Here is a 23836-nt window from a genome sequence, read left to right as displayed (position 1 = left end):
CGGTGGGCGACCCGGCCGTCGTGGTGGGGGTGGACATCGGCACCACCAGCACCAAGGCGGTCGCGTACGACACCGGTGGCCGGCAGCTCGCCACCCACTCGATCGGCTACCCGCTGGAGGAGCCGCGACCCGGGTACGCCGAGCAGGACCCGGTCCGGATCTTCGACGCGGTGGTCGGGTGTATCCGGGCCGTGGCCGAGGAGCTGCGCCGGCCGGTCGCCGGCCTGTCGTTCAGCACCGCGATGCACAGCCTGATCGGGCTGGACGCCGACGGCACCCCGCTCACCCCGTCGGTGACCTGGGCCGACTCCCGGGCCAGCGCGCAGGCCGAGCGGCTGCGCGCCGTGCCCTCCGGGCTGGCCATCCACCGGCGGACCGGCACCCCGGTGCACCCGATGGCGCCGCTGCCCAAGCTGGTCTGGTTCGCCGAGCAGCGACCCGAGCTGCACGCGCGGGTCGCGCACTGGGTGGGCATCAAGGACTACGTGCTGCTGCGGCTGACCGGGGCGCTGGTCACCGACCACTCGGTGGCCTCCGCCACCGGGCTGATGGACATCTACCGGCTGGCCTGGGACGCGGAGGCGCTCCGCATCGCGGGCATCACCGAGGAGCAGCTCCCGCGGCTCGTCCCCACCACCCACGTGCTGCCCGGCCTGGCCGCCGGTGCGGCCCGGGCCGCCGGCCTGCCCGCGGAGACCCCGCTTGTGGTGGGGGCCGGCGACGGGCCGCTGGCGAACCTGGGGCTCGGCGCGGTGCATCCCGGCGAGGTGGCCTGCTCGATCGGCACCAGCGGGGCCATGCGGGTGATGGTGGAGCGCCCCGGCGTCGACCCGCTCGGCGGCGTCTTCTGCTACGCCCTGACCGAGCACCGCTGGGTCGTCGGCGGGGCGATCAACAACGGCGGGATCGTCCTCCAGTGGGCCAACGAGGCGCTCGCCCCCGAGCTGGGCGAGCACGCCGAGGAGGAGCTGCTCGACCTGGCCGCCCGCGCGCCGGTCGGCTCCGGCGGGCTCATCATGCTGCCGTACCTGCTCAGCGAGCGGGCGCCGCACTGGAGCGCGCTGCCCCGCGGCGCGTACGTCGGGCTGACCCACGGGCACGGCCGGGCGCACCTGGTGCGGGCCGCGCTGGAGGGGGTGTGTCAGCAGCTCGCCCTGGTCCTCGCCTCGGTGCGGGCGGCCGGCAACGAGGTACGCGAGATCCGCGCCAGCGGCGGCTTCGCCCGCAGCCCGCTGTGGCGGCAGATCCTCGCCGACGCGCTCGGCATGCCGGTGCGCTTCCCGGTCGGGCACGAGGGCTCCAGCTTCGGCGCCGCCCTGCTCGGCATGCAGGCGCTCGGCCTGATCGAGTCGATCGAGGTCGCCGCCGACCTGGTCCGGATCGAGGAGACGGTCCGCCCGGATCCCGCCTCCGCCGCCACGTACGCGGCCCTGCTGCCGCTCTTCTCCGAGCTGTACGACGCGCTCGTCCCGACGTTCGCGTCGCTGCGGCGGCTGGCCCCGAGCCTGCCGCCGGAGCCACCACCCACCGCTCCTCCCCAGTGATCGCCCGTCCCGGAGGCACGGACGACTACCGAAGGTCGTGATTGCCGTGGTCACACTGCTCGCCGCACCGGCGGAACCCCTCACGAACGCCGGTGACACCCAGCTCGTCATCGCCGCCCTGCTCGGCATCGCCGCGGTGGTGGTGCTCATCGCCTGGGGCAAGGTGCACCCGTTCCTGGCGCTGATCCTCGGCGCGGCCGTGCTCGGCGTGGTCGCCGGGGTCAGCGCCGACAAGATCGTCACCTCGTTCAGCGGCGGGGTGGGCTCCACGGTCGGCGGCGTCGGCCTGCTGATCGCGCTCGGCGCGATGATCGGCGGCCTGCTCGCCGAGTCCGGCGGCGCGGACAGCATCGTCGAACGGGTGGTCGGCCGCGTCAGCGGCGGCGCGCTGCCGTGGGCCATGGCCGGGGTGGCCGCGCTGATCGGGCTCCCGCTCTTCTTCGAGGTCGGCGTGGTGCTGCTGGTGCCGATCGTGCTGCTGGTCTCCCGCCGGGTCGACGTGCCGCTGATCAAGATCGGCATTCCGGCGTTGGCCGGCCTCTCGGTGCTGCACGGCCTCGTGCCGCCGCACCCGGGCCCGCTGGTCGCGATCGACGCGCTCGGCGCCAACCTCGGCCAGACCCTGGCCCTGGGCCTGCTGGTGGCGATCCCCACCGTGATCATCGCCGGGCCGGTCTTCGGCAACTTCATCGCCCGCTACGTGCCGGCCACCGCCCCGGAGGCGCTGCTGCCCACCCGGCAGCCGCTCGCCGCCGGCGGGGACCGGCGGCCGACCCGCCCCGGCGAGGGCCGGCTCGACGCCGACGGCGACCTGGTGACCGAGGACGACCTGGTCAACCCGGGCACCGGCCGCCCCGGCGCGCCGATCGACGAGCCGGTGGGCCCGCCCTCCCGCCGGGAACCGGCGCTCTGGGCCGCCGTGGTCACCGTGCTGCTGCCCGTGGTGCTGATGCTGCTGCGGGCGATCGGCGAGCTGACCCTCGACGAGGACACCGGCGGCCGGAAGGCGCTGGACATCATCGGCACCCCGATCGTCGCGCTGCTGGCCGGCGTCATCTTCGCGATGATCTTCCTGGGCTACCGGACCGGGTTCAGCCGCGGCCAGGTCTCCGGATTCCTCGGCGGCTCACTGCCGGCCATCGCCGGCATCCTCCTGATCGTCGCGGCCGGCGGTGGCTTCAAGCAGGTCCTGGTCGACGCCGGGGTGGGCAACCTGGTCGCGGACGCCGCCAAGGGCGCGAACATCTCCCCGCTGCTGCTCGGCTGGCTTGTCGCGGTCGGCATCCGGATCGCCACCGGCTCGGCGACCGTCGCCACCATCACCGCCGCCGGAATCGTCGCGCCGCTCGCGGCCACCCTGAACCAGCCGGAGGTTGCGCTGCTGGCCCTGGCCATCGGCTGCGGCTCGCTGTTCTTCTCACACGTCAACGACGCCGGCTTCTGGCTGGTCAAGGAGTACTTCGGGCTGACCGTCGGGCAGACCATCAAGACCTGGTCGGTGATGGAGACGATCATCTCGGTGGTCGGCTTCGCGGGCGTGCTCCTGCTCGACCTCGTGCTGTAGCGGCCGGTCCGGGAGTTGCCTGCCAGCGGCTACAAACGTGATGACGTGGACGGATCGCGCTCGGCGCGGCGGGCGCCCGGCTCACCGTGGGGGCTACGACCTACCGGGCTGACCCGTCACGGCGCCTCGACGCCGGAGATGCGGAACTTGTGCACCTCGGCGCCGAGGATCATCGCCGCCTGCTCCCCGTCCGGGCCGGAGCCGCGGAAGTCGAGCAGTTGCTCGTCGGACTCCCACCGCTCGTAGACGTTGATCCGGCCCGGCTCGACCAGGTCCGCGCTGACCGCGAAGTCCACGCAACCCGGCGCCGAGCGGGCGGCCCGGACGACCTCCGCACAGGAGGCCAGGTAGGCGTCCCGCCGGGCCGGGTCGACGTAGAGGGTGCCGGCGACGATGAACAACGTGACCTCCCGAGGCTGAGCCGTCCGGCCCATCCTGGCACCCGGGGCCGATCAGGCCCGGCTGATCGCGTTGGCGTGGATCGCCTCGTTCAGGTACGCGGCCAGCCCCGGCCGGATCTTCTCGAAGTACGCGGTGAACCGCGGGTCGGTCACGTACATGTCCGCGAGGCCGGTGTGGATCTCGTAGGAGCAGTCGTAGAACCACCGGCTGATGAGCTGCCGGTGCTCCTCGGCCAGCGCCATCGCCTCCGGCGAGTCGGCCGGCGCGCCCGACGCCATCAGCGCGGTGATCCGCCGCCCCCACTCCTCGTTCTCGGCCTTGTTGCGGAGCCAGTCCTCCTTCGAGTAGCGAGCCGTCCGCTCCGCCGACTGCCGGTAGGCGTCGGTGCCGCCCCAGCGCCGCTCGGCCTCCTCGGCGTGCTCGTCCGGGTCGAAGTCCCCGAACACCTCGAACCGCTCCTGCGGGGTGAGCTGGATGTCCAACTTTCTCGCCTCCATCGCGAGTTCGATCGCCGCGACCATGTCCCGCAGCTTCCCGATCCGCCCGCTCAGCAGCTCGTGCTGCCGGCGCAGGTGCGGCAGCGGGTCGCCGCCCGGGTCGTCGAGGATCTCGGCGATCTCCTCCAACGGGAACCCCAGCTCACGGTAGGCGCGGATCACCTGCAGCCGTTCCAGGTCCGCGTCGTCGTAGCGGCGGTAGCCCGCCGCGGTGCGGCCGCTCGGCGAGAGCAGCCCGATCTCGTCGTAGTGGTGCAGCGTCCGGACTGTCACCCGGGCCGCCCGCGCCACCTGACCCACCGTGTACGCCATGGTTCCTCCCTTCCGCGACCAAGGCTCCCGCCTCCCGTTGCGTGAGGGTCAAGCCCGATTCTGCGGCCGCGGGGCAGAAACTCCGATCACCGCCGGGTCGATCAGCGGGCCGCGTCGACCGGGGTGAGCGTGTGGAGCAGCTCGGACAGGGCGACCGGGCGGCCGTAGCGCCAGCCCTGGCCGTGCAGGCAGCCGATCGCGGTCACCGCGGCGTGCTGGCCGCCGGTCTCCACGCCCTCGGCCACCACGGCCAGGTCGAACGCGCCGGCCAGCCGGTTGACCATCTCCACCGTGGCGTACGCCCGCGCGTCGTCGGCGTCGAGGCGGGCCACGAACGACCTGTCGATCTTCAGCTCGGTGGCCGGGATGCGGTGCAGGTAGCTCAGCGAGGAGTAGCCGGTGCCGAAGTCGTCGATGGCGATGCCCACCCCGAGGTCGCGGAGCTGCGTCAGCCGGTCGAGCACCGCTTCGCTCCCCTCGATGAGCGCCGACTCGGTGAGTTCCAGGGTGAGCGCGCGGAGCGGCAGGCCGGCCGCGCCGACCGCCCCGGTGACCGTGGCGATCAGGTCGGGCCGGCGCAGGTGGGCGGCGGCGATGTTGACCGCCACGGTCACCTCGGGGCACTGCTCGCGCCAGGTGGCCGCCGCCCGGCACGCCTCGTGGATGACCCACCTGTCGATCGCGAGGATCAGCCCGGTCTCCTCGGCCAGCGGCAGGAACCGCGCCGGGGTGAGCACGCCGAGCCGGGGATGCCGCCAGCGGACCAGCGCCTCGGCGCTGCGTACCGCCCCGGTGGGCAGGTCGACGATGGGCTGGAACTCCATGAGCAGCTGCCCCTCGTCGACCGCGCGGCGCAGGTCGGCGATCAGCTCGGCCTTGGTCACCGCCGACTCCCGCAGCTGCGGCGTGCAGGTCCGGTACGCGGACTTGCCGGCCGCCTTCGCCGCGTACATGGCGATGTCGGCGTCGCGGAGCAGGTCGGTGTGGGAGGTGTGCTGTGGACCGTACTCGGCGATGCCGATGCTGGCCGAGGGGTGCACGCCCAGGTCCTCCTCGCCGGGCAGCGGTTCGAGGGCGGCTAGCAGCCGGAGGGCGAGCCGCTCCGGCGGCACCGGCCGGTCACCGGCGACCAGCACGGCGAACTCGTCGCCGCCGAGCCGCGCGATCATCCCGTCGGGGCCGGTCGCGTCCGCCATCCGTTCGGCGATGGTGCGCAGCAGCCGGTCACCGGCGGCGTGCCCGAAGCGGTCGTTGACCTGCTTGAAGCCGTCCAGGTCGAGGAGCAGGACGGCCACCGGGCCGCCGTCGCGCAGGGCGCGGCGCAGCCGCCGCGTGAAGGTGAGCCGGTTGGGCAGGCCGGTGAGCTGGTCGGAGTACGCGAGCCGGCGCAGCCGGGCGACCAGCCGCAGGTTCTCGTTGGCGGCCAGCCCCTGACGCAGCGCGAGCACCCCGAGCAGCGTCATCATGCCCAGGAAGATCAGGTGCGGGGTCTGGCCGGTGGGCCGGCGGGCGAGCACCACGGCGACGATCGCGCCGCCCACCGGCAGGTAGGGCAGGGCGACCCGCCACCACGGCGGTAGCGGCGACTCGCCGGTCTCCTCCTCCTCGGCGCAGGAGGGCGGTGGCGGGTACCGGGTGGCGAGACCCATGAGCAGGTAGCTCAGCGGCCAGCAGACGTCGATCGGGTGGCCGGGGGTGTAGTTGCCGTGCGCGACGAGGGAGACGTAGCCGGCGTCGGCGGCGGCCCGGGTGGCCAGGCCGACCCCGAGCACGGTGAGCGCCCGCCACACCGGGCGCGGTGGCGCGGCGATCGCCACCAGGATGGTGAGCTGCATCAGGTCGAGCATCGGGTAGAGCAGCCCGAAGGTGCGCAGCGGATCGGTCAGGTCGGCGGCGGCGAGGTCGCGGAACACCACCACCCAGCCGATCGGGATGAGGGCCAGCCCGACGATCACCCCGTCGAGCAGGGTGCGGGCCTGCCCGACCAGGCTGCGCGGCGCGGCCACGGAGCAGAGCAGCGCGGCGGTGCCGGTGACGATGCCGGCGGTGAACAGCGCGCCGACCAGCGGGGTGTGCGGCAGGCCGTGCCCGCCGAGCCGCTCGACCGTCCAGACCGTCCGGCCGAGCGCCGCGAGGGTCATGGTGGCCGCGAGCAGCGCCCAGAAGCGGCGCAGCGGGGCCGGGTCCCGCCGGACCACGCGCGCGCAGGCCACCGCCGCCCAGCCCGACACCGCCACCGCGCCGACGTCGCTGACCAGGGCTCCGCCCGGCAGGCCGGCGACCAGCCACACCGCTTCCCCGAGTACGACGAGGGCGGCCGCGGCGAACCCGACACGGCCGGAGAGCGGGCGACGGGCCGGCGCCACGGCGGCGAGGCTCACGTGCTGCTGGGGGACAACGATTCGCTCCGGCTCTCTCTCGGACGTGCACCCTCGTTGATGACGACCGGTTGCGGACGGCGAACGGCGCAAGCCTAGTCAGCGCCCGGTGCCGCCGCCAGAGCCGATCGGCGGTGCTCACCGCCCCGGCGGGCCGAGGTGTTCCGGACCGCCGCGGCGGTAGAGGGAGACCAGGACGCCGTACCGGGGCTGGTCCGGTCCGGCCTCCTCGGCCTCGCCGACGAGCGCGTCCAGGGTGGACCGGAGCCGCTCGGCCTGGGCCGGGGTCAGCCGCAGGTGGCGCAGGTGCACCAGCGGGTCGGGGTCGCCGGCCAGTTCCTCGGCGACCGCGCCCAGCATCGCGCCGGTGGCGCCGGCGTCGACGGTCTCGCCGGACAGGCGGCGGAACGCCCGCTCGTGATACTGCTCGGTGCCGCCGCGGACCTGGCGGGTGTGCGCGACCCGGACCAGGCCGGCCTCGGTGAGCACCTTGAGGTGGTGGGCGACCGTGCCCTTGGCCGCGCCGAGCCCGGTGGCGAGCTGGCTGATGGTGGCCGGCCCGGATCCGAGCGCGAAGAGCAGCCGGTGCCGGAACGGGTGGGCCAGCGCCTTGAAGTGGGCCGGGGTGCGGACCTCCAGGTCGGTCTCGTGGTTCACCGCTAAAGCGTCTAATTCTCTTGACGCTTTGTCAACCGGCCTGCTCTACTCGGGACATGCGTCAGGACGAGATCACCGACATCGTCGAGCGGGCCGCGAAGCTGGTCGCCGAGCAGTACGTCTTCCCCGAGCTGGCCGGCCGGATCGCCGCCCACCTCGGCGACCGGCTCCGGGCGGGGGCGTACACGGGAGCGGCCGACCCGGCGGCCCTCGGCGCGCTGGTCACCACCGACCTCCAGGCCGCCAACGGGGACCTGCACCTGCGGCTCAAGCACCACGAGACGCCGCTGGCCGACATCGCCGACGACCCGGCCGAGGCGCAGTTCGTCCAGCTCGCCGCGCTCACCATGGGTGGGGTGGCCCGGGTGGAGCGGCTGCCCGGCAACGTCGGCCTGCTGGAGATCGCGCCGTACCTCTTCCCGCCGCAGCTCGCCGGCGACCTCATGATCGCCGCGCTGCGGCTGCTCGCCGGCACCGACGCGCTCCTGCTCGACCTGCGCGGCAACCGGGGCGGCAGCCCCGACATGGTCGCCCTGGTCTGCGGCTGGTTCTTCGCCGAGCCGACCCACCTGCACACCATGCACGAGCGGGCCGGGACCACCCACCAGTACTGGAGCGCCGCCTGGCTGCCCGTGCCCCGCTACGCGCCCGACAAGCCGGTGCTCGTGCTGACCGGCCCGGAGACCTTCTCCGGCGGCGAGGAGCTGGCGTACGACCTCCAGCAGTTCGGCCGGGCCACCGTGGTCGGCGAGCGGACCCGGGGCGGGGCGCACCCGCGGGTCGGGCACCGGCTGCACCCGCACCTGGAGCTGACCGTGCCGGTGGCCCGGCCGGTCAACGCGGCGAGCGGCACCAACTGGGAGGGCTGCGGGGTCGCCCCCGACGTCGAGACGCCGGCCGGGGCGGCGCGCGACGCCGCGTACCGGAGGGCCCTGGAGGCCCTGCTGGCGGCGGACCCGCGGCGGCCGACGGCGGCCGAGGCGCGCGCGACCCTGGCCGCGCTCGGCTGACACCGCACCAGCGTCAGGACCAGTCCTCGGCCGGGGCGTCGGGGGCGGGTGCGGTGGTGGGAGGGCCGCCGTGGGTCCACGGCGTCTCCTCCGGGGCCGGGAAGGCGCCGGCCGGCAGGGAGCCGTCGGACAGGGTGGTGAGGCAGATCCGCTCCCCCACCTCCGGCACGCTGCCCGGCGCGGCGGCCAGCCCCCGGCCCATCCCGCCGGAGAGCTCCAGCACCACCTCGGTCTTGCCGTCGGCCGCCGGGGTCACGAAGACCACCTTCGCCTTCTGGCCCGGACGGGCCGGCGAGTACAGCGTCGCGCCGACCGGCACGAGCACCGGCTCCGTGGTGACCACCTGGATCCGCGGGCGCAGCACCGGCCGCCTGCCGGTGTCGTCGACCCGCTTCGGGTCGGCCAGCGTCACGTCACCGACGAACGCCTCCCCGGCCAGCCGGTGCTCGGCCATGACCAGCGGATCGTCGTAGGCGCGCTGGACGGCGTAGGAGGCGAGCGCCCGCTCCAGGCGGTGCAGGCGCAGCGCCGCGGCCACCGCACCGTCCCGGCGCGGCTGCGGGCCGCCACCGGCGTCGACGTGCTCGGCGTGCGCCGTGAAGGCGTCCTTGTCGCCGTCCCAGCGGCCGGCCACCCGCGCCCCGGCCGGCAGCGCGCGGAGCAGTCCGATGCCGCGCCACATCAGCTCCCAGGTGGGCGCCAGCTGGTCGCGCAGCAGCCGTTCCAGCTCCGCGTACGCGGCCGCGCGGGCGACCGGGTCCTCCCCGGCCCGGGTGTACGCCTCGATGGCCGGCGCGAGCCGGTGGTTGTCGAAGTCCGGGTCGGTGGCCGGCCCGGCCGGCGGGCAGCGTGCCGGGTCCTCGGCAAGGGCGGCCGCCTCGGCGCCGGTGAGCCCGGGCGGCGGGTCGAGCCAGCCCAGCAGCGCCGGCAGGTGCAGGTCCTCGACGGCGCTCTGGCCCGTCGCCCAGTGCAGGGTCAGCGCGTCCGTCAGCGCCACCAGCGCCGCCGACCCGGGGTGCTCAGCGCGCTCGGCGAAGAAGGTCAGCCAGCGGCCGAGCAGCGGCACCGACGGGTGCACCGGGTGTTCGCCGTCGGGCCGGCGGAACCGGGTGGAGCGGCCGAACAGCCGCAGGAAGGTGATGCCGGCCGGGTTCGGCACCAGCAGCTGCGGGGCGTCGACGTAGCGGTGCCGGACGTCCCGGCCCCGGTCGACCGGCACCGGCTCGGTGCGGTCGCGGAACTCGTCGAGCCAGGGCAGCACGATCCCGGCCAGGTCGGCGGCGAACGCGAAGCGCTGGTCCCGGTTGCGGGGTTGTGGCACGACCAGCAGCCGGGCCTCGTCGGGCGCGGCGCCGACCAGGGCCGCGAGCGGGGCGTTCGCCTCGCCGGCCAGCGCGAGCGGCACCAGCACGAGCGGGCGGTCGGACAGGTGCAGATGCCGGACGGTGGCCACCGGCTGGGCCACCCCGGCGGCGACCGCCTGTGCCTGGGCCAGCGCGCGCAGGGTGCTCACCGGGTGCTCCGGGCGGGGTGCGTCCTCATGCGGGGTGCCCGGCCAGGGCGTCGGCGCGCAGGCGCGCGGCGGCGCGCAGCAGGGCGGCGGCCTCCGCCTGCTCCGGATCGGGGGCGCGACCGCCGTCGGCGAGCGCCAGCACGTCGGCCACCTCCGCGACGCCGCCCAGCGCCTCGCGGACCGGCCGGCCCAGCGCGCCGGTGTGGCCGCGCGCCTCGTGCCGGCAGAAGTAGGCCAGCTCGCAGGCGGCCAGGCAGTCCGGCGCGTAGGTGGCCGGTACGCCAACGAGCGCGCCGGCCAGCGCGGCCGGGTCGGCGGTCAGGTCGGCGGTGAACCCGGCCGGCACGGCGGCGAGCAGGTCGTCGAGCCGCGCCATCCGGTCGAGCTGGCGGCGCAGCACCAGCAGCTGCTTGCGCACGTCGAGCAGGCTGGCCACCGGCCGGTTCGCGAAGTCGCGCGGGCAGACCAGCACCACCTCGTGCGAGACGAGGTCCGGGTCGCGACCCTCGGCGGCGAGCAGGTCACGCAGCGCCAGCACGTAGACGGCGGACTGGAGGGCGGCGGCCGCGACCTTGGCGGGGTCGGCCTGACCGTCGATGATCGGGAAAGACTTGATCTCCACGACGTGGAAGCGGCCGGCGAGCCGGGCGGCCACCAGATCCGGCTCCAGGTGCACCCGGCGGCCGGCGACGTCCAGGCCGAGCAGCGGATGATCGAAGAGCGCCGGCCCGTCCCCGCCCGAGGTGAGCGCGGCGCGGGAGCGCTCCGGCCGGTCCTCGTCGCCGCCCAGGTCGGTCCAGGTGGCGTCGTCCGGCACCGGCACGCCCAGCCGCTCCGCGACCAGCCGCAGCAGCTCCGCGCCGCCGTCGGCCTTCACCTGGGCCTCGAACGCGTTGCCCCGGGTGATGGCGAAGCGGGACTGGCCGAACCGGGCCGGGAAGCCGATCCGCTCGGCCAGCTTTGGCTTGTCGACCCCGGCGCCGTCCAGCACGGCGCGGCGGGTGCAGCCGGGGTTGCCGGTCAGCGCGGCGATCGTGCGGGCGTTGTGCCGCCGGGGCGGCACGCCGCCCCGGATCTCGGCCAGGCGCTGCGCGGTGTCCGTCACGACAGCCCACCCTAGTGGTGGACGGTAGGGCTCCGGTTGACGCCGGCCGTGGAGAAGGGTTTCCTTCTGACCGTCGGGCCGGAGCGGGGTCAGCGGCCGGCGGAGCGGTTCCAGGGGGAGCGGGGTGACTGGGCGCCGGCCGTGGGCCGGGTGCGGCGGCGGTGCCGGCGGCCGGGCGTGCAGGGGGGCCGGGAGACGGTGTGCACGGGCGCGGCCGGCGGGCTGACCGGCTGGCGGCCGATCAGCCAGCAGAGGAAGCGCGCCACGGTCAGCCGACCGGGAGGCGCTCGGCCTCGGCGCGGGAGATGTCGTACTGCGCGCCGCAGAACGTGCACTGCTGCGCGTAGCGGGTGCGCACCGGGATCAACGGGATGAAGAAGAGGGTGAACTTCGTGGCCCGCCGGGTGATGACCTGGGCGGCCCGGTTGCCGCAGTTGCGACAGACCTGGGTGACCACGCCGGACCGGTCGACCTTGGTCCGGAGCCCGAAGATGAAGAACATCGCCCGGCATTACCCCGCCGGGCCCCGGAAATCACCACCAGAAAATTTCTGCCGCCGCTGTCCGGATGCGCGCCCGGTGTTCGTCAGGTGGATGAAGGCACGACCGACAGGAGTGAAGCGATGAAGTACATGATGCTCGTCTGCACCGACACCCAGCCCGACCGGAACCCGGACGCGGCGCCCGACATCGAGAAGTGGGTGGCCGAGCGGGACGCCAACGGCCAGCGGCTGACCGGCAGCCGGTTCGCGCCCGCGTCGGCCGCCACCACCGTCCGGGTCCGCGACGGCGAACTGCTGCTCAGCGACGGGCCGTTCGCCGAGACCAAGGAGGTCATCGTGGGCTTCGACCTGCTGGAGTGCGTCGACCTGGACGAGGCCGTCGAGGTGGCCCGCGCCCACCCGATGGCGTACGCCGGGCGCATCGAACTGCGCCCGCTGGTCGAGGACTGATCCGGGTGACCGACGCGGCCGGGGCGGTCGCCGACGCGGGCGCCGAGGCGTACCCGCGGATCGTGGCCGCCCTGATCCGCGTCACCGGCGACTGGACCCTCGCCGAGGACTGCGCCCAGGAGGCCCTCGCGGCGGCGCTGGAGCGCTGGCCCCGCCAGGGTGTGCCGGACAACCCGGGCGGGTGGCTCATGACCACCGCCCGCAACCGGGCCGTGGACGTGCTGCGCCGGGCCACTGTGGAACGCCGCAAGCTGCGCGACCTGGCGCTGCTCACCGACCCCGCACCCGCGCCACCGGAGGGAGACGTGGTGGACGACCGGCTCCGGCTCATCTTCACCTGCTGCCACCCGGCGCTGGCGCTGGAGGCCCGGGTGGCGTTGACCCTGCGCACGGTGGCCGGCGTGCCGACCGCCGACATCGCCCGCGCCTTTCTGGTCACCGAGTCGACCATGACCCGCCGGCTCACCCGGGCCAAGACCCGGATCGCCGCGGCCGGCGTCCCGTACCGGGTGCCGACCGGGCCCGCGCTGGTCGAGCGCCTGCCGGGCGTGCTGGGAGTGCTCTACCTGCTCTTCACCCGGGGGTACGACGCCGACGGCGAGCCGGCGTTCGCCGCCGAGGCGATCCGGCTGGCCCGGCTGCTGCACACGCTGCTGCCGGACCAGCCCGAGGCGGCCGCGCTGCTCGCCCTGTTCCTGCTGCACCACTCCCGCCGGGCGGCCCGCCGCGACCCGTCCGGCGACCTGCTCACCCTCGACCAGCAGGACCGCACCCGGTGGGACCGGGCCGCCATCGCCGAGGGCGTCGCGCTGCTGGACCGGGCCGGCGACGGCCCGTACGCCCTCCAGGCCCGGATCGCCGCCGCGCACGCCACCGCCCCGACCGCCGCCGAGACCGACTGGCCGGCCATCGCCGGCTGCTACGACGCGTTGGTCGCGCACCGGCCGACCCCGGTGGTCCGGCTCAACCGGGCGGTGGCGCACGGGTTCGCGTACGGCCCGGACGCCGGGCTGGCCCTGCTCGCCGAGGCCCGGGAGGGCGGGGCGCTGGACGGCTACCCGCCGGCGACGGCGGCCGAGGCCGAGTTGACCGCCCGCAGCGGCGACCCGGTACGCGCCGCCGCGCTGTTCCGGGCCGCCGCCGACGCGGTCCGCTCCGACCCGGAGCGGCGGGCACTGCTCCGCCGGGCCGCCGAGCTGTCGCCCTGAGCGGTCAGGAAGGGCCCTCTCCTCCACCCGAGGCGTTAGGAGGGGGCCCTTCCTTGCACGGCTCAGGCGTTGCTGGGCATGTCCACGTCGAGCCAGATCGGCTGCCAGTCGGCCATCTCGTGGAAGCGGCGCAGCTCGGCCAGCCCGGCCACGCTGCCGGTCCAGCCCGCGTACGGCGGGTTGCTCTGGTCGAAGCCGGACTGCACGAAGGTCAGCTTCGTCCGGCCGCCGGACTCGGCCAGCTCCCAGGTGCTGACGCCGGTCGGGCCCCAGTCGACGGAGAGCGCCCGGCCCGGCGTCAGGTCGACCACCTTGGCCGCGTAGCCGGCGTCGAAGCCGCCCATCGCGTAGCGGCCGCCGACCCAGGGCTCGATGCCGATCGGGAAGCCGAACCAGGCGCTGGCCTGCTCCGAGTCGGTCAGCGAGGTCCACACCTTGTCCATGGGCGCGTCGATGAGCACCTCGCCGCGCAGGTCGGCGGAGGTGAAGTCGGTGCGCGGCAGCAGCGGGCGGCCCTCCAGGTGGGCGTTGAGGTTCGCGATCGCGAGCGCCCAGAAGGTCTGCAGGACGCCCCGGATGCTGCTGCCGCTCATCGCCTCCTCGAAGCTGAAGTGGCTCTGCCGAAGGGTCAGCACGGTGCTCCCGTCCTCCGGCGTCAGCTCGAACTCGGTGGTGGTCTCCACCCCGTCGAGCGTCCAGGCGAAGCGCAGCGTCCGCTCGTCGGCGTGCAGCAGGCGCTGGTGCGGGGCGTCGCCCTCGGGCGTGTGGCGGCCCCAGAACTCGTAGCGCCGGGGCAGGTCGACCTCGGCGTGCTCGGCGAGCCAGACGCGCAGCTCGGCCGGGTCGGTCAGCGCGCGGCGCACGGTCTCGACGGGTGCGGCGAGGCGGGCCCGGACGGTCAGCAGGTCACTCATGGTTGTCGCCCTTCGGGTAGCAGGCCACGGCGAGTTTGAAGGCGTCTCCCTCGACGCCGCCGTAGCGGGTGAAAAGGTCCTGCAGTGTCGACTGCAGGTCGTGCAGGAACTCCTGGCGCCGCTCGGCGGGGACCCGGATCTCGCCGGAGACACCGATCGACGGCAGTTCGGGTGCGGTGCGGTCCAGCGCGGCGATGTCGGCCTGGACCTCCTCCATGAGGTCGAGCAGGTAGCCCAGGCTCAGCTCGTCCTGCGCCCGGCGCGCCCCGCCGATCCGGCCGACCAGCCGGGGCGAGAGCCAGTAGGACCGGGCGACGGCCTGGTAGATGCCCTCGCTGATGCCGCGCACCCGCCGCTCGGCGACCTGCTCGGCCAGCCCGGCGGCGACCAGTTGCTTGACGTGGTAGTAGACGCGCTGGGGCGTCTGCCCCAGCCGGGTGGCGATCTCGGTGCAGGTGCGGGGCTCGGCGAGCTGCCGCAGCACCTCGATGCGCTGCGGCTTGAGCAGGGCTTCGGCCTGCTCGCGCTGTTCCAGGTACAGGACGTCTCTCATGGCAAAATCAGTTTGTACGTACAAAACTTCTTTGTCAATAGGTTCGACGAACGGCCGCGCGGTCCGCGCGGCCGTTCGTGCCGGGCTACTTGCCCATGATCAAGGCGCCGGCCGGCGCCGTCACCTTCACCGGCAGGCCGTAGCCGGACAGCTCGATGACGACCCTGAGGTGGGAGGTGAAGTCCTTGCTCCGGACCATCCGGGACGTCCGGTCGTAGGCCACCTTCGCGATCCGGCCGTCCGCGCCGACCGTCACCTCGCCGACGAGACGGTCAGCGAGAATCTCCTTGGACGGATCCGGCGCCGAGACATCGAAGTGGTAGACGCCAGGCGACTGTTCGGTGACCGTGGCGCCCGCCCGGTCCAGCACCCGGAGCAGTGCCTGCGGGCTCGCCGAGGCACCGAGACGGCCGCCCATCGCCACGTCGTAGTCGAGGCTGTCCTGCCGGTCCGGGGACCGGCTCCACACGATCTTCCCGTTGTCGGGGTCCCGGCCGTCACGGCCGCCGAAGTAGAGGACACCGTCGATCAGCCGCAGATGCTCCGGGCCCGCCGCGACGGCCGGACGCAACCCCTTGTACGGCGAATCCAGGTAGCCGGTGGCTGTGGCGGGATCGAACGCCCCGGTCGTGACCCACCGCCGGCTCACCGGCTCCGGCAGCTCGCCCGTCGGCGGGGGCTCGTCCAGGGAGGTGGTGGTGACCTTCACCCGGTAACTGATGTTCTCGCTGGCCGCCGCGGCGGCGGCGAGCCGCAGCTGCGGCGACTGCGGGCTCGCGACGGGCGCCGGGCGCCCCGCGACCGGCCCGGACGGGCCGGGACGGTCACCGGGGGCGCCGGCGCCGATGGTCAGCGCCGCCGTCAGCGCCCCGGCCACCCCGACCACCCCGGCGGCGCAGGCGGTGCGGTGCAGGGCGGTACGCCGCCGGTGCCGGCGGGTGGCCGCGCCGAGCACGTCACGGGTGGACGTCAGGCCGGTCACCCGGTCCCGCATCCCGGCGATGAGCTGGTCCTCGAGGTCGGTGGTCATCTGCGTGCTCCGTTCATCCCGGCGCCTTCGAGCGCCCATTCCGCGGTGAGTTCACGTAGCCGGGCGAGCCCCCGGGAGGCGGTCGACTTGACCGTGCCGACCGAGCAGCCGAGCAACTCGGCGGCCTCTGCCTCGCTGCACTGCTCCCAGTAGCGGAGGACCAGCACGGCCCGCTGCCGGGGCGGCAGCAGGCCCAGCGCCTGCACGAGCGCCTGCCGCAGGTGCAGCGCGTCGGTGCCGTCCGGCTGGCCCGGCGGTTCCACCTCCGCCAGCACCTCCGGCCGGCGCCGGCGCAGCCGCCACCGGTCCACGGCCAGGTGGTACAGCGTGCGGCGCAGGTAGCCCTCCGGGTCGCCGTGCACCCGGTGCCAGTTGCGCATCAGCCGTTCCAGTGCCGACTGCACCAGGTCCTCCCCGGCGACCCGGCTACCGGTCAGCAGCACCGCCGTCGCGAGCAGGGCATTGCCGCGCTCGGCGACGAGGCTGTCCAGGCCGTCAAAGCGTCTCTTCCGCCACACCGGCTCTCCTTCCGTCGTCCCCAAGGACGACGGGACACCCGCGAAGGTTGACCGGCCGGACCGGCCGGTTTCACGACGAAAGGCCGCGCGGATCGCGCGGCCTTTCGTCGGATCGGAACCTGTCAGGGCGTCCAGTCGGGACGCAGCGGGTAGCCGTTGGCCCCCTGCCGGTCGTTGTGCGTGGCGAGCACCTGGTGCAGCTGGATGCCGTTGCGCTCGAAGGCCATCCGAGAGCCGGCCATGTAGAGCCCCCACACCCGGGCGGTGCCCACACCGACCTCGCCCACGCAGAAGTCCCAGTGCTCGACGAGGTTGCGGCACCAGCCGGCCAGGGTCAGCGCGTAGTGCTGCCGCAGGTTCTCCTCGTGGTGCACCTCCAGCCCGGCGTCGTGGATCTCACTGATCAGCCGGCCCGGGCCGGCCAGCTCGCCGTCCGGGAAGACGTACCGGTCGATGAACGCGCCGGAGCGGTGCGGGGCCCGGTTGTCCGCCCGGGTGATGCAGTGGTTGAGCAGCCGGCCACCCGGCTTGAGCCGGCTGCGCAGCGCCCCGAAGTAGGCCGGGTAGTTGCGCACCCCGATGTGCTCGGTGAGCCCGATCGAGGAGATCGCGTCGAACTGCTCGCGCGGGGCGTCCCGGTAGTCCAGGTGGCGCACCTCGGCCAGGTCACCCAGGCCCTCCCGCTCGATCGCGGCCTGCGCCCACTCGGCCTGCGCGCGCGACAGCGTGACGCCGAGCGCCTTGACGCCGTACTCGCGGGCCGCGTGGCGGACCATGCCGCCCCAGCCGCAGCCGACGTCCAGCAGCCGCATCCCCGGCTTCAGCGCCAGCTTGCCGGCGACCAGGTCGTACTTGGCGCGCTGCGCCTCCTCCAGCGTGTCCGACGGACTGCGGAAGACCGCGCAGGTGTACGTCATCGACGGGCCGAGCACCTTCTCGTAGAAGGCGTTCGAGACGTCGTAGTGGTGCGAGATCGCGTTGCTGTCCCGGGTACGGGAGTGGCGCAGCCCGTTCACCACCCGCTTCCAGCGCGGCGCCGCCTCCTGCGGCGGGGGCGGCGGGGGCAGCAACCGCTCCCAGCCGAGCCCCTTGACCAGGGCGAGCGCCTCGGCCACCGGCGGCATCCGCAGCGGCATCTCGTCCTTGAGCACCCGCAACGCCTCGTACGGGTCGCCCGGGTGGACGCCCTCCAGCCCGAGGTCGCCGCTCACGTAGGCCCGGGCCATGCCCAGGTCACCCGGGGCGGTGAGCAGGTAGGACAGCCCGCGTTCGGAGCGGATCGCCAGGGTGATCCCGGCGTCGGCCGGGCCGACCGCGCTGCCGTCGTATCCGGTGATGCGCACGGGCAGGTCGCCCGTGGTGACCGCGCGGACCACGTCCGCCACGGTCGGTCCGCCACGCCGGCCCCCCGCCGGCGGGCCGGCCGGGGCACTCGCCGCCCCGGGTGTTCGGTCGGTCAGACTCATGCTCGCGCTACCGCCTTTTCGTACAGTCCGGTCAGCCGGTGGTCCGGGTCGTAGCGTTCCTTCACGGCGCGCCAGGTCTCCCCGCCGTAGAGCCGGTCGAACGCCGCCCGGTCGTAGTACGCATCGGAGTAGAGCGACTTGTGGCCGCCCGCCTCCGACACCGCGCGCTCGATCTCCCGGTTCACGTCACCGTCGGCGGCGCCCTCGGCGATCGGCACGCTCCCCCAGAAACCGATGTTCACATAGGTTTCGCCCGGTTGGAGGGGATACAGCGGCCAGGCCCGGGCGGATCCCGGGCCGGCCGGCTCCCGCAGCCGCAGCGGGCAGAGCCACACCGGCTCCATCCGCACGGTCCGGGCGAACCAGCGCAGGAACTCGGCGGTCCCGGCAAGCGGGACCTCCACGTCCTGCACCACCCGCTCCCGGGCCGGCCGGCCCCGCCAGCGGTCGATCCGGGCGGCGACCTGGTGCCGGTGCTCCAGGCGCACCAGCCGGTGGTAGAAGTCGCTGCGCCGGTAGCGCTGGGGCCAGAGCCGGCGGACCACCGGGTTCTGCACTCCGAACGCCGCGGAGCACCAGAACCAGTCGGTGTCCCAGCGCCACAGGTAGTCGTACGTGGTGAGCACGTCCCGGGTGCGCCGGCGCAGCGAGCGGTAGTAGATGTCCTGGCCGGTGTAGTCGCTCGGCGGGCCGTCGGCCTCGTCGGTGAACGTGGCGAGCACCAGGTAGGCCTCGCCGGGGCTGAACATCACCCCGTCCATCCCGTCGACCGGCTCGCCCTCCCAGGAGCCCTTCGCGACCACCTCGGCGATCGCGTCGGTCAGCTCCTCCAGCCGGCTGAACCGGATGTTGCGCAGCGCCACGTACCGGCGGACCGGTTGCAGCTCGATGCGCAGCCGCGTCGAGTAGCCGAGGCTGCCCAGCGAGTTGGGAAAGGCCCGGAAGAGGTCGGCGTGCTCGCCGACCGGCCGGGCGGTGAGGAGGTCGCCGGACCCGGTGAGGATGTCCAGCTCGGTCACCGACTCGTGCGGCAGGCCGTTGCGGAAGGAGGTGGACTCGATGCCCAGGCCGGTCACCGCGCCGCCCAGGGTGATCGTGCGCAGTTGCGGCACGACCAGTGGCATGAGGCTGTGCGGCAGGGTGGCGTCGACCAGGTCCTCGTAGGTGCACATGCCCTGCACGTCCGCGGTCCGGGCGTCCGGGTCGACGGAGAGCACCCCGGTCAGCCCACTCACGTCCAGGCCGGGGGTGCGCGGCGCGGATCGGGGTCGGAAGAGGTTGGAGGTCTGCTTGGCCAGCCGTACGGGTTCTCCGGCGGGCACCGCGGCGTATGACCGCCGCAGCGCGTCCACCGCCCGCTCATGATCACGGACAGCGTGCATGAGATGACCTTACGCCTGAGCACGAGAATTCGTGGGATGTCCACGGTGGCCTTTTCGAGGCCGGCCGGAGATCCACCGGTTACCGTGGCGGGCATGCCCTCCCCCGCGCTCGCCGCCCTGGACGCCGCCGGCCTGCCCTACCGGGTGCTCCGGCACGGCCCGGTGCGCAGCCTCGCCGAGGCGGCCGCGGCGCGCGGCGTCGAGGTCCCCGACGTGGTCAAGACGATCGTGGTCCGGCGCGGCGAGGACGACCACCTGTTCGTGCTCACCCCCGGCGACCGGGTCATCTCCTGGCCGAAGCTGCGCCACCTGCTCGGGGTGAGTCGCCTGTCCATGCCGGACGCGGCGGCCGCCCGTGCGGCGACCGGCTACGAGCGGGGCACCATCACCCCGTTCGGCGCCAGCACCGCCTGGCCCGTCGTCGCCGACGAGCGCCTCCGCGGCCGGGAGATCACCCTCGGCGCGGGCGAGCACGGGGTGGCCGTCGCGGTCGACGCCGAGGCCGCCCTCACCGCGCTCGACGCGACGGTCGCCGACGTCACCGATCCCGAGCCGGCCCGCTGAACGGTGGCCGCCGCCCGGCCGCCGGCATAGCGTGGAGGGCATGCCGAAAGCCGTCTGGAACGACCTGGTCGTCGCCGAGAGCGACGACACCGTGCTGGTCGAGGGCAACCACTACTTCCCCCGTTCGGCCCTGCGCGACGACCTGATCCGCGACTCCGACACCCACACGGTCTGCCCCTGGAAGGGCACCGCCTCCTACTACACGCTCGAACACGCGGGCGCCACCAGCCCGGACGCCGTCTGGTACTACCCCGATCCGAAGCCCGACGCGGAGATGGTGCGCGACCGGGTGGCGTTCTGGAAGGACGTGCGGGTCGTCGACTGAGTCACCCCGCCGCCGGGGCGGCTGGCTCCCGACCGTCCCGGTGGGTCAGGATGCCCCCATGGCAGACCCACGCCCCGATCCGTCCGGCACCGTCTACGGCGGCCACCGCCCGGCCCGCCGCCGGCTGCCGCAGGACCCGCTGATGCGGATCGCGCTGGGCGTCGCCCTGGTCGGCGTACTCCTGGGGGTGTTCTTCGCCACCGGCGTGCTGGGCGGCGGCGACCAGCCGGTGGTGCCGGCGGCGGCCGAGCCGACCCCGCCGGCGAGCGAGTCGAGCGCGGCCGCGGCCACGACGGCGGCCGCCCCCACCCCGGCGGCGCCCTCGCCGAGCGCCGCGCCGACCACCCCGGCCGCCCCCGCGGCCACCCCGAAGGTGATCCGCGGGGTGCCCTCCGGGCGCTGCCTCGGGGTGACCGGCGACGACCCCGAGGGCGCGAAGGCCGCGCTGGCCGACTGCACCGGCGGTCCGGAGCAGCAGTGGGTGGTCACCCCGGTGGCCGCCGACACCTACGTCCTGGTCAACGCGGCCAGCGGCAGGTGCCTGGACGTGTACGGGCAGAGCACCGACGACGGCACGGACGTGGTGCAGTGGTCCTGCAACGGGCAGGCCAACCAGCAGTGGAAGCTCCAGCCGGCCGGGTCCGGCCCGGTGCTGCTGATCGCCGTGCACAGCGGCAAGTGCGCACAGGTCGACGACGCGGCCACCGAGGCCGGAAGCGAACTCGAACAGGCGCCCTGCACCGGTGCCGCCGAGCAGCAGTGGGCGGCCGGCTGACCGCTCAGCCCCGGTAGCTCCACGCCCGGCGGCCCACCGCCACGGGGAGGGCGAACGCGGGCTCGTCGCCCCGGCGGCGCAGCAGCAGGGAGAGGCCGGCCGCGCCGATCGACAGGGCGCCGGCCACGTACCAGGCCATGGCGTAGTCGCCGAGCCGGTCGCGGACCAGGCCGGCCCCGGTCGCGGCGAGCGCCGCGCCGACCTGGTGGGCGGCGAACACCCAGCCGAAGACCACCGCGCCCGAGGCGCCGAACCACTCCCGGCACAGCGCCACGGTGGGCGGCACGGTGGCCACCCAGTCCAGGCCGTAGAAGACGATGAAGACCAGCATGCTCGGCCGCGCGGAGCCGGCGAAGAGGCTCGGGAGCACCAGCAGCGAGGCGCCGCGCAGCGCGTAGTAGGCGCCGAGCAGCAGCCGGCTGTCCACCCGGTCGGTGAGCCAGCCGGAGGCGACCGTGCCGGCGATGTCGAAGAGCCCGACCAGGGCGAGCAGCCCCGCCGCGGTGGTCTCCGGCATGCCGTGGTCGTGCGCCGCCGGCACGAAGTGGGTGCCGACCAGTCCGTTGGTCGTCGCGCCGCAGATCGCGAAGCCACCCGCGAGCAGCCAGAACGGCCGGGTCCGCGCGGCGGCGGTCAGCGCGCCGATCGCGCGGGCCGCCGCACCGCCGGCCGGCGGCGCCGGGGGCACCACCTCGGTCGCGCCGTAGGCGGGCAGGTCGAGGTCCGCCGGGTGCTCGCGGAGCAGCCAGACCACCAGGGGTACGACCGCCAGCGCCGCCCCGGCCACGACCAGTGCCGCCACCCGCCAGCCGTGGTCGCGCACCAGCACGGCGACCAGCGGGAGGAAGACGAGTTGGCCGGCCGCCCCACCCGCGGTGAGCACGCCGGTGACGAGGCCCCGGCGCCTGACGAACCAGCGCCCGGTGACCGTCGCCACGAAGGCCAGCGCCATCGAGCCGGTGCCCAGCCCGACCAGCACGCCCCAGCAGAGGATCAACTGCCAGCTCGCGGTCATCCCCACGGTCAGCGCGCTGCCCAGCGCGACAAGCACCAGCGCGCCGGCGACCACCCGGCGGATGCCGAACCGGTCCATCAGCGCGGCGGCGAACGGTGCGGTGAGCCCGTAGAGCATGAGGTTGACCGAGACGGCGGCGGAGATGGTGGCCAGCGGCCAGCCGAACTCGGCGTGCAGCGGGTGCAGCAGCACCCCCGGGGTGGCGCGGAAGCCGGCCGCCCCGACCAGGGCGACGAACGAGACGCCGGCCACGAGCCAGGCCGGATGCAGACGGTGTCGGGTCACGCTCCGAGTCTCGGCGGGCCGGAGCGCCACGACGAGTGGCCGGAAAGCCATCATGCGCAATAATCGGGCCATGACCGTCCTGCCTCACCGGATCGCGGTGCTCGCCCTCGACGACGTGGTCGGCCTCGACCTGGGCGCCCCGGCCCAGGTCTTCGGCACCGCCCGCACCGGCGACCTGACACCGCTCTACCGCGTCCAGGTCTGCACCCCCGGCGGCCGGCCCATCCGCAGCACGGCCGGCTTCCAGGTGGTTCCCGACCACGGCCTGGAACTGCTGGACTCCGCCGACACGGTGATCGTCCCCGGCATCCACGACGGCACGCCCCTGACCGACGGCACGCTGGACGCTCCGGTGGCGGCCGCACTGCGCGCCGCCCACGACCGGGGCGCCCGGATCATGTCGATCTGCACGGGAGCCTTCGTGCTGGCCGCCGCCGGACTGCTCGACGGCCGCCCGGCCACCACCCACTGGGCGTACGCGGACCGCTTCCGCCGCCTGCACCCGGACGTGGCCCTCGACCCCGACGTGCTCTTCGTCGACGACGGCGACGTGCTCACCTCGGCCGGGGTGGCCGCCGGCATCGACCTCTGCCTGCACGTCATCCGCACCGACCACGGCAGCGCCGTCGCCAACCGGTCGGCCCGGCGCTGCGTGGTGCCGCCGTGGCGCGACGGCGGCCAGGCCCAGTACATCGAGCGCCCGGTGCCGCGGACCGCGGAGACCGGCACGGCCGCCACCCGGGAGTGGGCCCGGCAGCGGCTGCACGAACCGGTCGCCCTGCGCGAGCTGGCCGCCCACGCCCGGATGAGCGTCCGCACCTTCACCCGGCACTTCCGCTCGGAGACCGGGCTCAGCCCGGCGCAGTGGCTGCTCCAGCAGCGCACCGAGCACGCCCGGGTGCTGCTGGAGACAACGGACCTCACGGTCGACCAGATCGCCCGGCACGCCGGGTTCGGCACCACGGCCGCCCTGCGCCAGCACTTCCACTCCCGGGTCGGGGTCGCCCCGACCGCCTACCGCCGCACCTTCCGCCCCACACCCTGAACCGGCGGTCGCCGGCCCGATCCCAGCGCGGATCGGTCCGGGCACGCCTTGCTGCGGTCAGGCGAGGTGGGGTTGCCGGCGGAGGGCGCGGAGTTGCGCCAGGTGCATGGGAAGGTGGACGCGGGTGTGCAGGTCGAGGGCCCGACCCCAGGGCAGGGACTCGTCCACGTCCAGGTCGAAGCCCTCCCGCAGCACGGTGTCCACCGGCGTCTCGGCGGCCGGGCCCAGCCGGTCGGCGAGGGCGCAGAGCTTCTGGCTGGTGGCCCGGAGCAGGGCGGCCAGCCCGTCCAGCCCGCCGCACTCGGAGACCAGCGCGTCGAGCTGCGGCCGGTGGATGGTCTCCAGGTCGTAGTAGGCGAACGGCGAGCCGACCAGCACCGCCTCGGTCGCCTCGCTCATCAGCTCGTCGTTGGCGGCGAGGTGCGCCACGATCTGCTCGGCGCTCAACTCCCCGTCCGGGGGTGGCCCGAACCCGCCCCCGTCCACTTCCGTGAGCACCGCCTCGTACGCCCGCCGCAGCGCCGCGGCGTCCACCTCGTCCATGCCCGCATCCAACCCCCGCCCCCGCCGACCGCACCGCGATTACCCCGTCCGCGTCACCCGGACGAGGCTTCCGACCTGTCGCGATCTTGGCAAGTTGCCGTTGACTGCCGACGACAACTCGCCAAGATCCGGAGACGCCGCTGGCCGGCACCCCGTGTTCCGGGGTGCCGGCCAGCTTGCGTTGGGTCAGCTGTTCCAGTGCTGGGCGACGATGTCGGTGGCCTGCTGCTCCCACTGCGCGTAGGCGTCGGGGTAGGCCGAGACCTGCACGGTCTGCGC

General features: G+C 74.6%; 24 protein-coding genes. 9 read left to right on the top strand and 15 right to left on the bottom strand.

Annotation, left to right across the window (positions count from 1 at the left end; translation table 11 throughout):
- Positions 1-2: 2 nt before the first annotated feature.
- Together ACZ6PY_RS28395 and ACZ6PY_RS28390 are read left to right on the top strand one after the other, a co-directional pair.
- On the top strand, positions 3-1544 hold the full coding sequence (locus tag ACZ6PY_RS28395) for a gluconokinase (protein WP_466077655.1): 1542 nt from the start codon (positions 3-5) through the stop codon (positions 1542-1544).
- Between the two features lie 46 nt (positions 1545-1590).
- Positions 1591-3108, top strand: a complete 1518-nt coding sequence (locus ACZ6PY_RS28390; protein ID WP_466077652.1) for a GntP family permease — start codon at positions 1591-1593, stop codon at positions 3106-3108.
- A 116-nt stretch (positions 3109-3224) separates the two neighbouring features.
- Here the strand turns inward: ACZ6PY_RS28390 and ACZ6PY_RS28385 are convergent, their stop codons facing one another.
- The 4 genes from ACZ6PY_RS28385 to ACZ6PY_RS28370 all read right to left on the bottom strand — a co-directional run bounded on the left by ACZ6PY_RS28385 (position 3225) and on the right by ACZ6PY_RS28370 (position 7354).
- Positions 3225-3542 carry a putative quinol monooxygenase gene (locus ACZ6PY_RS28385; protein WP_466077649.1) on the bottom strand — a complete coding sequence of 106 codons (318 nt, stop codon included), beginning with the start codon at positions 3540-3542 and terminating at the stop codon, positions 3225-3227.
- An 18-nt stretch (positions 3543-3560) separates the two neighbouring features.
- Entirely contained in the window at positions 3561-4319 is a 759-nt protein-coding gene (locus ACZ6PY_RS28380) for a MerR family transcriptional regulator (protein WP_466077646.1), read from the bottom strand.
- 101 nt (positions 4320-4420) lie between these two features.
- Positions 4421-6685 carry a putative bifunctional diguanylate cyclase/phosphodiesterase gene (locus ACZ6PY_RS28375; protein ID WP_466077643.1) on the bottom strand — a complete coding sequence of 755 codons (2265 nt, stop codon included), beginning with the start codon at positions 6683-6685 and terminating at the stop codon, positions 4421-4423.
- Positions 6686-6835: 150 nt separating this feature from the next.
- Positions 6836-7354 carry an ArsR/SmtB family transcription factor gene (locus ACZ6PY_RS28370; protein ID WP_466077640.1) on the bottom strand — a complete coding sequence of 173 codons (519 nt, stop codon included), beginning with the start codon at positions 7352-7354 and terminating at the stop codon, positions 6836-6838.
- A gap of 56 nt (positions 7355-7410) precedes the next feature.
- On the opposite strand from ACZ6PY_RS28370, the gene ACZ6PY_RS28365 reads away from it, so the two are divergent.
- Entirely contained in the window at positions 7411-8364 is a 954-nt protein-coding gene (locus ACZ6PY_RS28365) for a S41 family peptidase (protein WP_466077637.1), read from the top strand.
- 13 nt (positions 8365-8377) lie between these two features.
- Here ACZ6PY_RS28365 and ACZ6PY_RS28360 read toward each other — a convergent pair whose 3' ends face one another.
- From ACZ6PY_RS28360 to ACZ6PY_RS28350, 3 genes are all read right to left on the bottom strand, one after another.
- On the bottom strand, positions 8378-9877 hold the full coding sequence (locus ACZ6PY_RS28360; RefSeq protein WP_466077634.1) for a hypothetical protein: 1500 nt from the start codon (positions 9875-9877) through the stop codon (positions 8378-8380).
- A gap of 25 nt (positions 9878-9902) precedes the next feature.
- Entirely contained in the window at positions 9903-10982 is a 1080-nt protein-coding gene (locus ACZ6PY_RS28355) for a hypothetical protein (protein WP_466077631.1), read from the bottom strand.
- A 268-nt stretch (positions 10983-11250) separates the two neighbouring features.
- Positions 11251-11484 (bottom strand): zinc-ribbon domain-containing protein, encoded by a 234-nt coding sequence (locus ACZ6PY_RS28350; RefSeq protein WP_456183961.1) that lies wholly within the window; start codon positions 11482-11484, stop codon positions 11251-11253.
- Positions 11485-11604: 120 nt separating this feature from the next.
- Between ACZ6PY_RS28350 and ACZ6PY_RS28345 the strand changes: the two genes are divergently transcribed.
- Complete coding sequence (locus tag ACZ6PY_RS28345) at positions 11605-11934, top strand: YciI family protein (protein WP_466077627.1); 330 nt, start codon at positions 11605-11607, stop codon at positions 11932-11934.
- A 5-nt stretch (positions 11935-11939) separates the two neighbouring features.
- On the top strand, positions 11940-13142 hold the full coding sequence (locus ACZ6PY_RS28340; protein WP_466077624.1) for an RNA polymerase sigma factor: 1203 nt from the start codon (positions 11940-11942) through the stop codon (positions 13140-13142).
- A gap of 62 nt (positions 13143-13204) precedes the next feature.
- On the opposite strand, the gene ACZ6PY_RS28335 is transcribed toward ACZ6PY_RS28340, so the two are convergent.
- From ACZ6PY_RS28335 to ACZ6PY_RS28310, 6 genes are all read right to left on the bottom strand, one after another.
- Positions 13205-14056 carry an SRPBCC family protein gene (locus ACZ6PY_RS28335; RefSeq protein ID WP_466077621.1) on the bottom strand — a complete coding sequence of 284 codons (852 nt, stop codon included), beginning with the start codon at positions 14054-14056 and terminating at the stop codon, positions 13205-13207.
- A complete protein-coding gene (locus ACZ6PY_RS28330) occupies positions 14049-14609 on the bottom strand; it encodes a helix-turn-helix domain-containing protein (protein WP_466077618.1) in 561 nt (186 codons plus the stop codon). The genes ACZ6PY_RS28335 and ACZ6PY_RS28330 overlap by 8 nt, the downstream gene beginning before the upstream one ends.
- 85 nt (positions 14610-14694) lie before the next feature.
- Positions 14695-15639, bottom strand: coding sequence for a hypothetical protein (locus ACZ6PY_RS28325; protein WP_466077615.1), 945 nt, complete (start codon positions 15637-15639; stop codon positions 14695-14697).
- Complete coding sequence (locus ACZ6PY_RS28320) at positions 15636-16157, bottom strand: SigE family RNA polymerase sigma factor (protein WP_466077612.1); 522 nt, start codon at positions 16155-16157, stop codon at positions 15636-15638. The genes ACZ6PY_RS28325 and ACZ6PY_RS28320 overlap by 4 nt, the downstream gene beginning before the upstream one ends.
- Positions 16158-16279: 122 nt before the next feature.
- Entirely contained in the window at positions 16280-17623 is a 1344-nt protein-coding gene (locus tag ACZ6PY_RS28315) for a class I SAM-dependent methyltransferase (protein WP_466077609.1), read from the bottom strand.
- Complete coding sequence (locus tag ACZ6PY_RS28310) at positions 17620-19005, bottom strand: FAD-binding oxidoreductase (protein WP_466077606.1); 1386 nt, start codon at positions 19003-19005, stop codon at positions 17620-17622. The genes ACZ6PY_RS28315 and ACZ6PY_RS28310 overlap by 4 nt, the downstream gene beginning before the upstream one ends.
- A gap of 93 nt (positions 19006-19098) precedes the next feature.
- Between ACZ6PY_RS28310 and ACZ6PY_RS28305 the strand changes: the two genes are divergently transcribed.
- The 3 genes from ACZ6PY_RS28305 to ACZ6PY_RS28295 are packed head-to-tail and all read left to right on the top strand — an operon-like array spanning position 19099 to position 20669.
- Positions 19099-19569 (top strand): aminoacyl-tRNA deacylase, encoded by a 471-nt coding sequence (locus tag ACZ6PY_RS28305; RefSeq protein ID WP_466077603.1) that lies wholly within the window; start codon positions 19099-19101, stop codon positions 19567-19569.
- Positions 19570-19609: 40 nt separating this feature from the next.
- Complete coding sequence (locus ACZ6PY_RS28300) at positions 19610-19894, top strand: DUF427 domain-containing protein (protein ID WP_313722905.1); 285 nt, start codon at positions 19610-19612, stop codon at positions 19892-19894.
- A 58-nt stretch (positions 19895-19952) separates the two neighbouring features.
- Positions 19953-20669 (top strand): RICIN domain-containing protein, encoded by a 717-nt coding sequence (locus ACZ6PY_RS28295; protein WP_466077600.1) that lies wholly within the window; start codon positions 19953-19955, stop codon positions 20667-20669.
- A gap of 4 nt (positions 20670-20673) precedes the next feature.
- On the opposite strand, the gene ACZ6PY_RS28290 is transcribed toward ACZ6PY_RS28295, so the two are convergent.
- A complete protein-coding gene (locus ACZ6PY_RS28290) occupies positions 20674-21969 on the bottom strand; it encodes an MFS transporter (RefSeq protein ID WP_466077597.1) in 1296 nt (431 codons plus the stop codon).
- Between the two features lie 70 nt (positions 21970-22039).
- Here ACZ6PY_RS28290 and ACZ6PY_RS28285 point away from each other — a divergent pair, with 70 nt between their 5' ends.
- Positions 22040-23014 carry a GlxA family transcriptional regulator gene (locus ACZ6PY_RS28285; protein ID WP_466077594.1) on the top strand — a complete coding sequence of 325 codons (975 nt, stop codon included), beginning with the start codon at positions 22040-22042 and terminating at the stop codon, positions 23012-23014.
- A gap of 57 nt (positions 23015-23071) precedes the next feature.
- On the opposite strand, the gene ACZ6PY_RS28280 is transcribed toward ACZ6PY_RS28285, so the two are convergent.
- A complete protein-coding gene (locus ACZ6PY_RS28280; protein ID WP_466078015.1) occupies positions 23072-23548 on the bottom strand; it encodes a hypothetical protein in 477 nt (158 codons plus the stop codon).
- Positions 23549-23836: the final 288 nt, after the last annotated feature.

This window comes from Micromonospora sp. NPDC048907 (assembly GCF_055586885.1).
The sequence above is the reverse complement of the archived record's forward strand: the minus strand, read 5'-3'. Positions and strand labels throughout refer to the sequence as shown.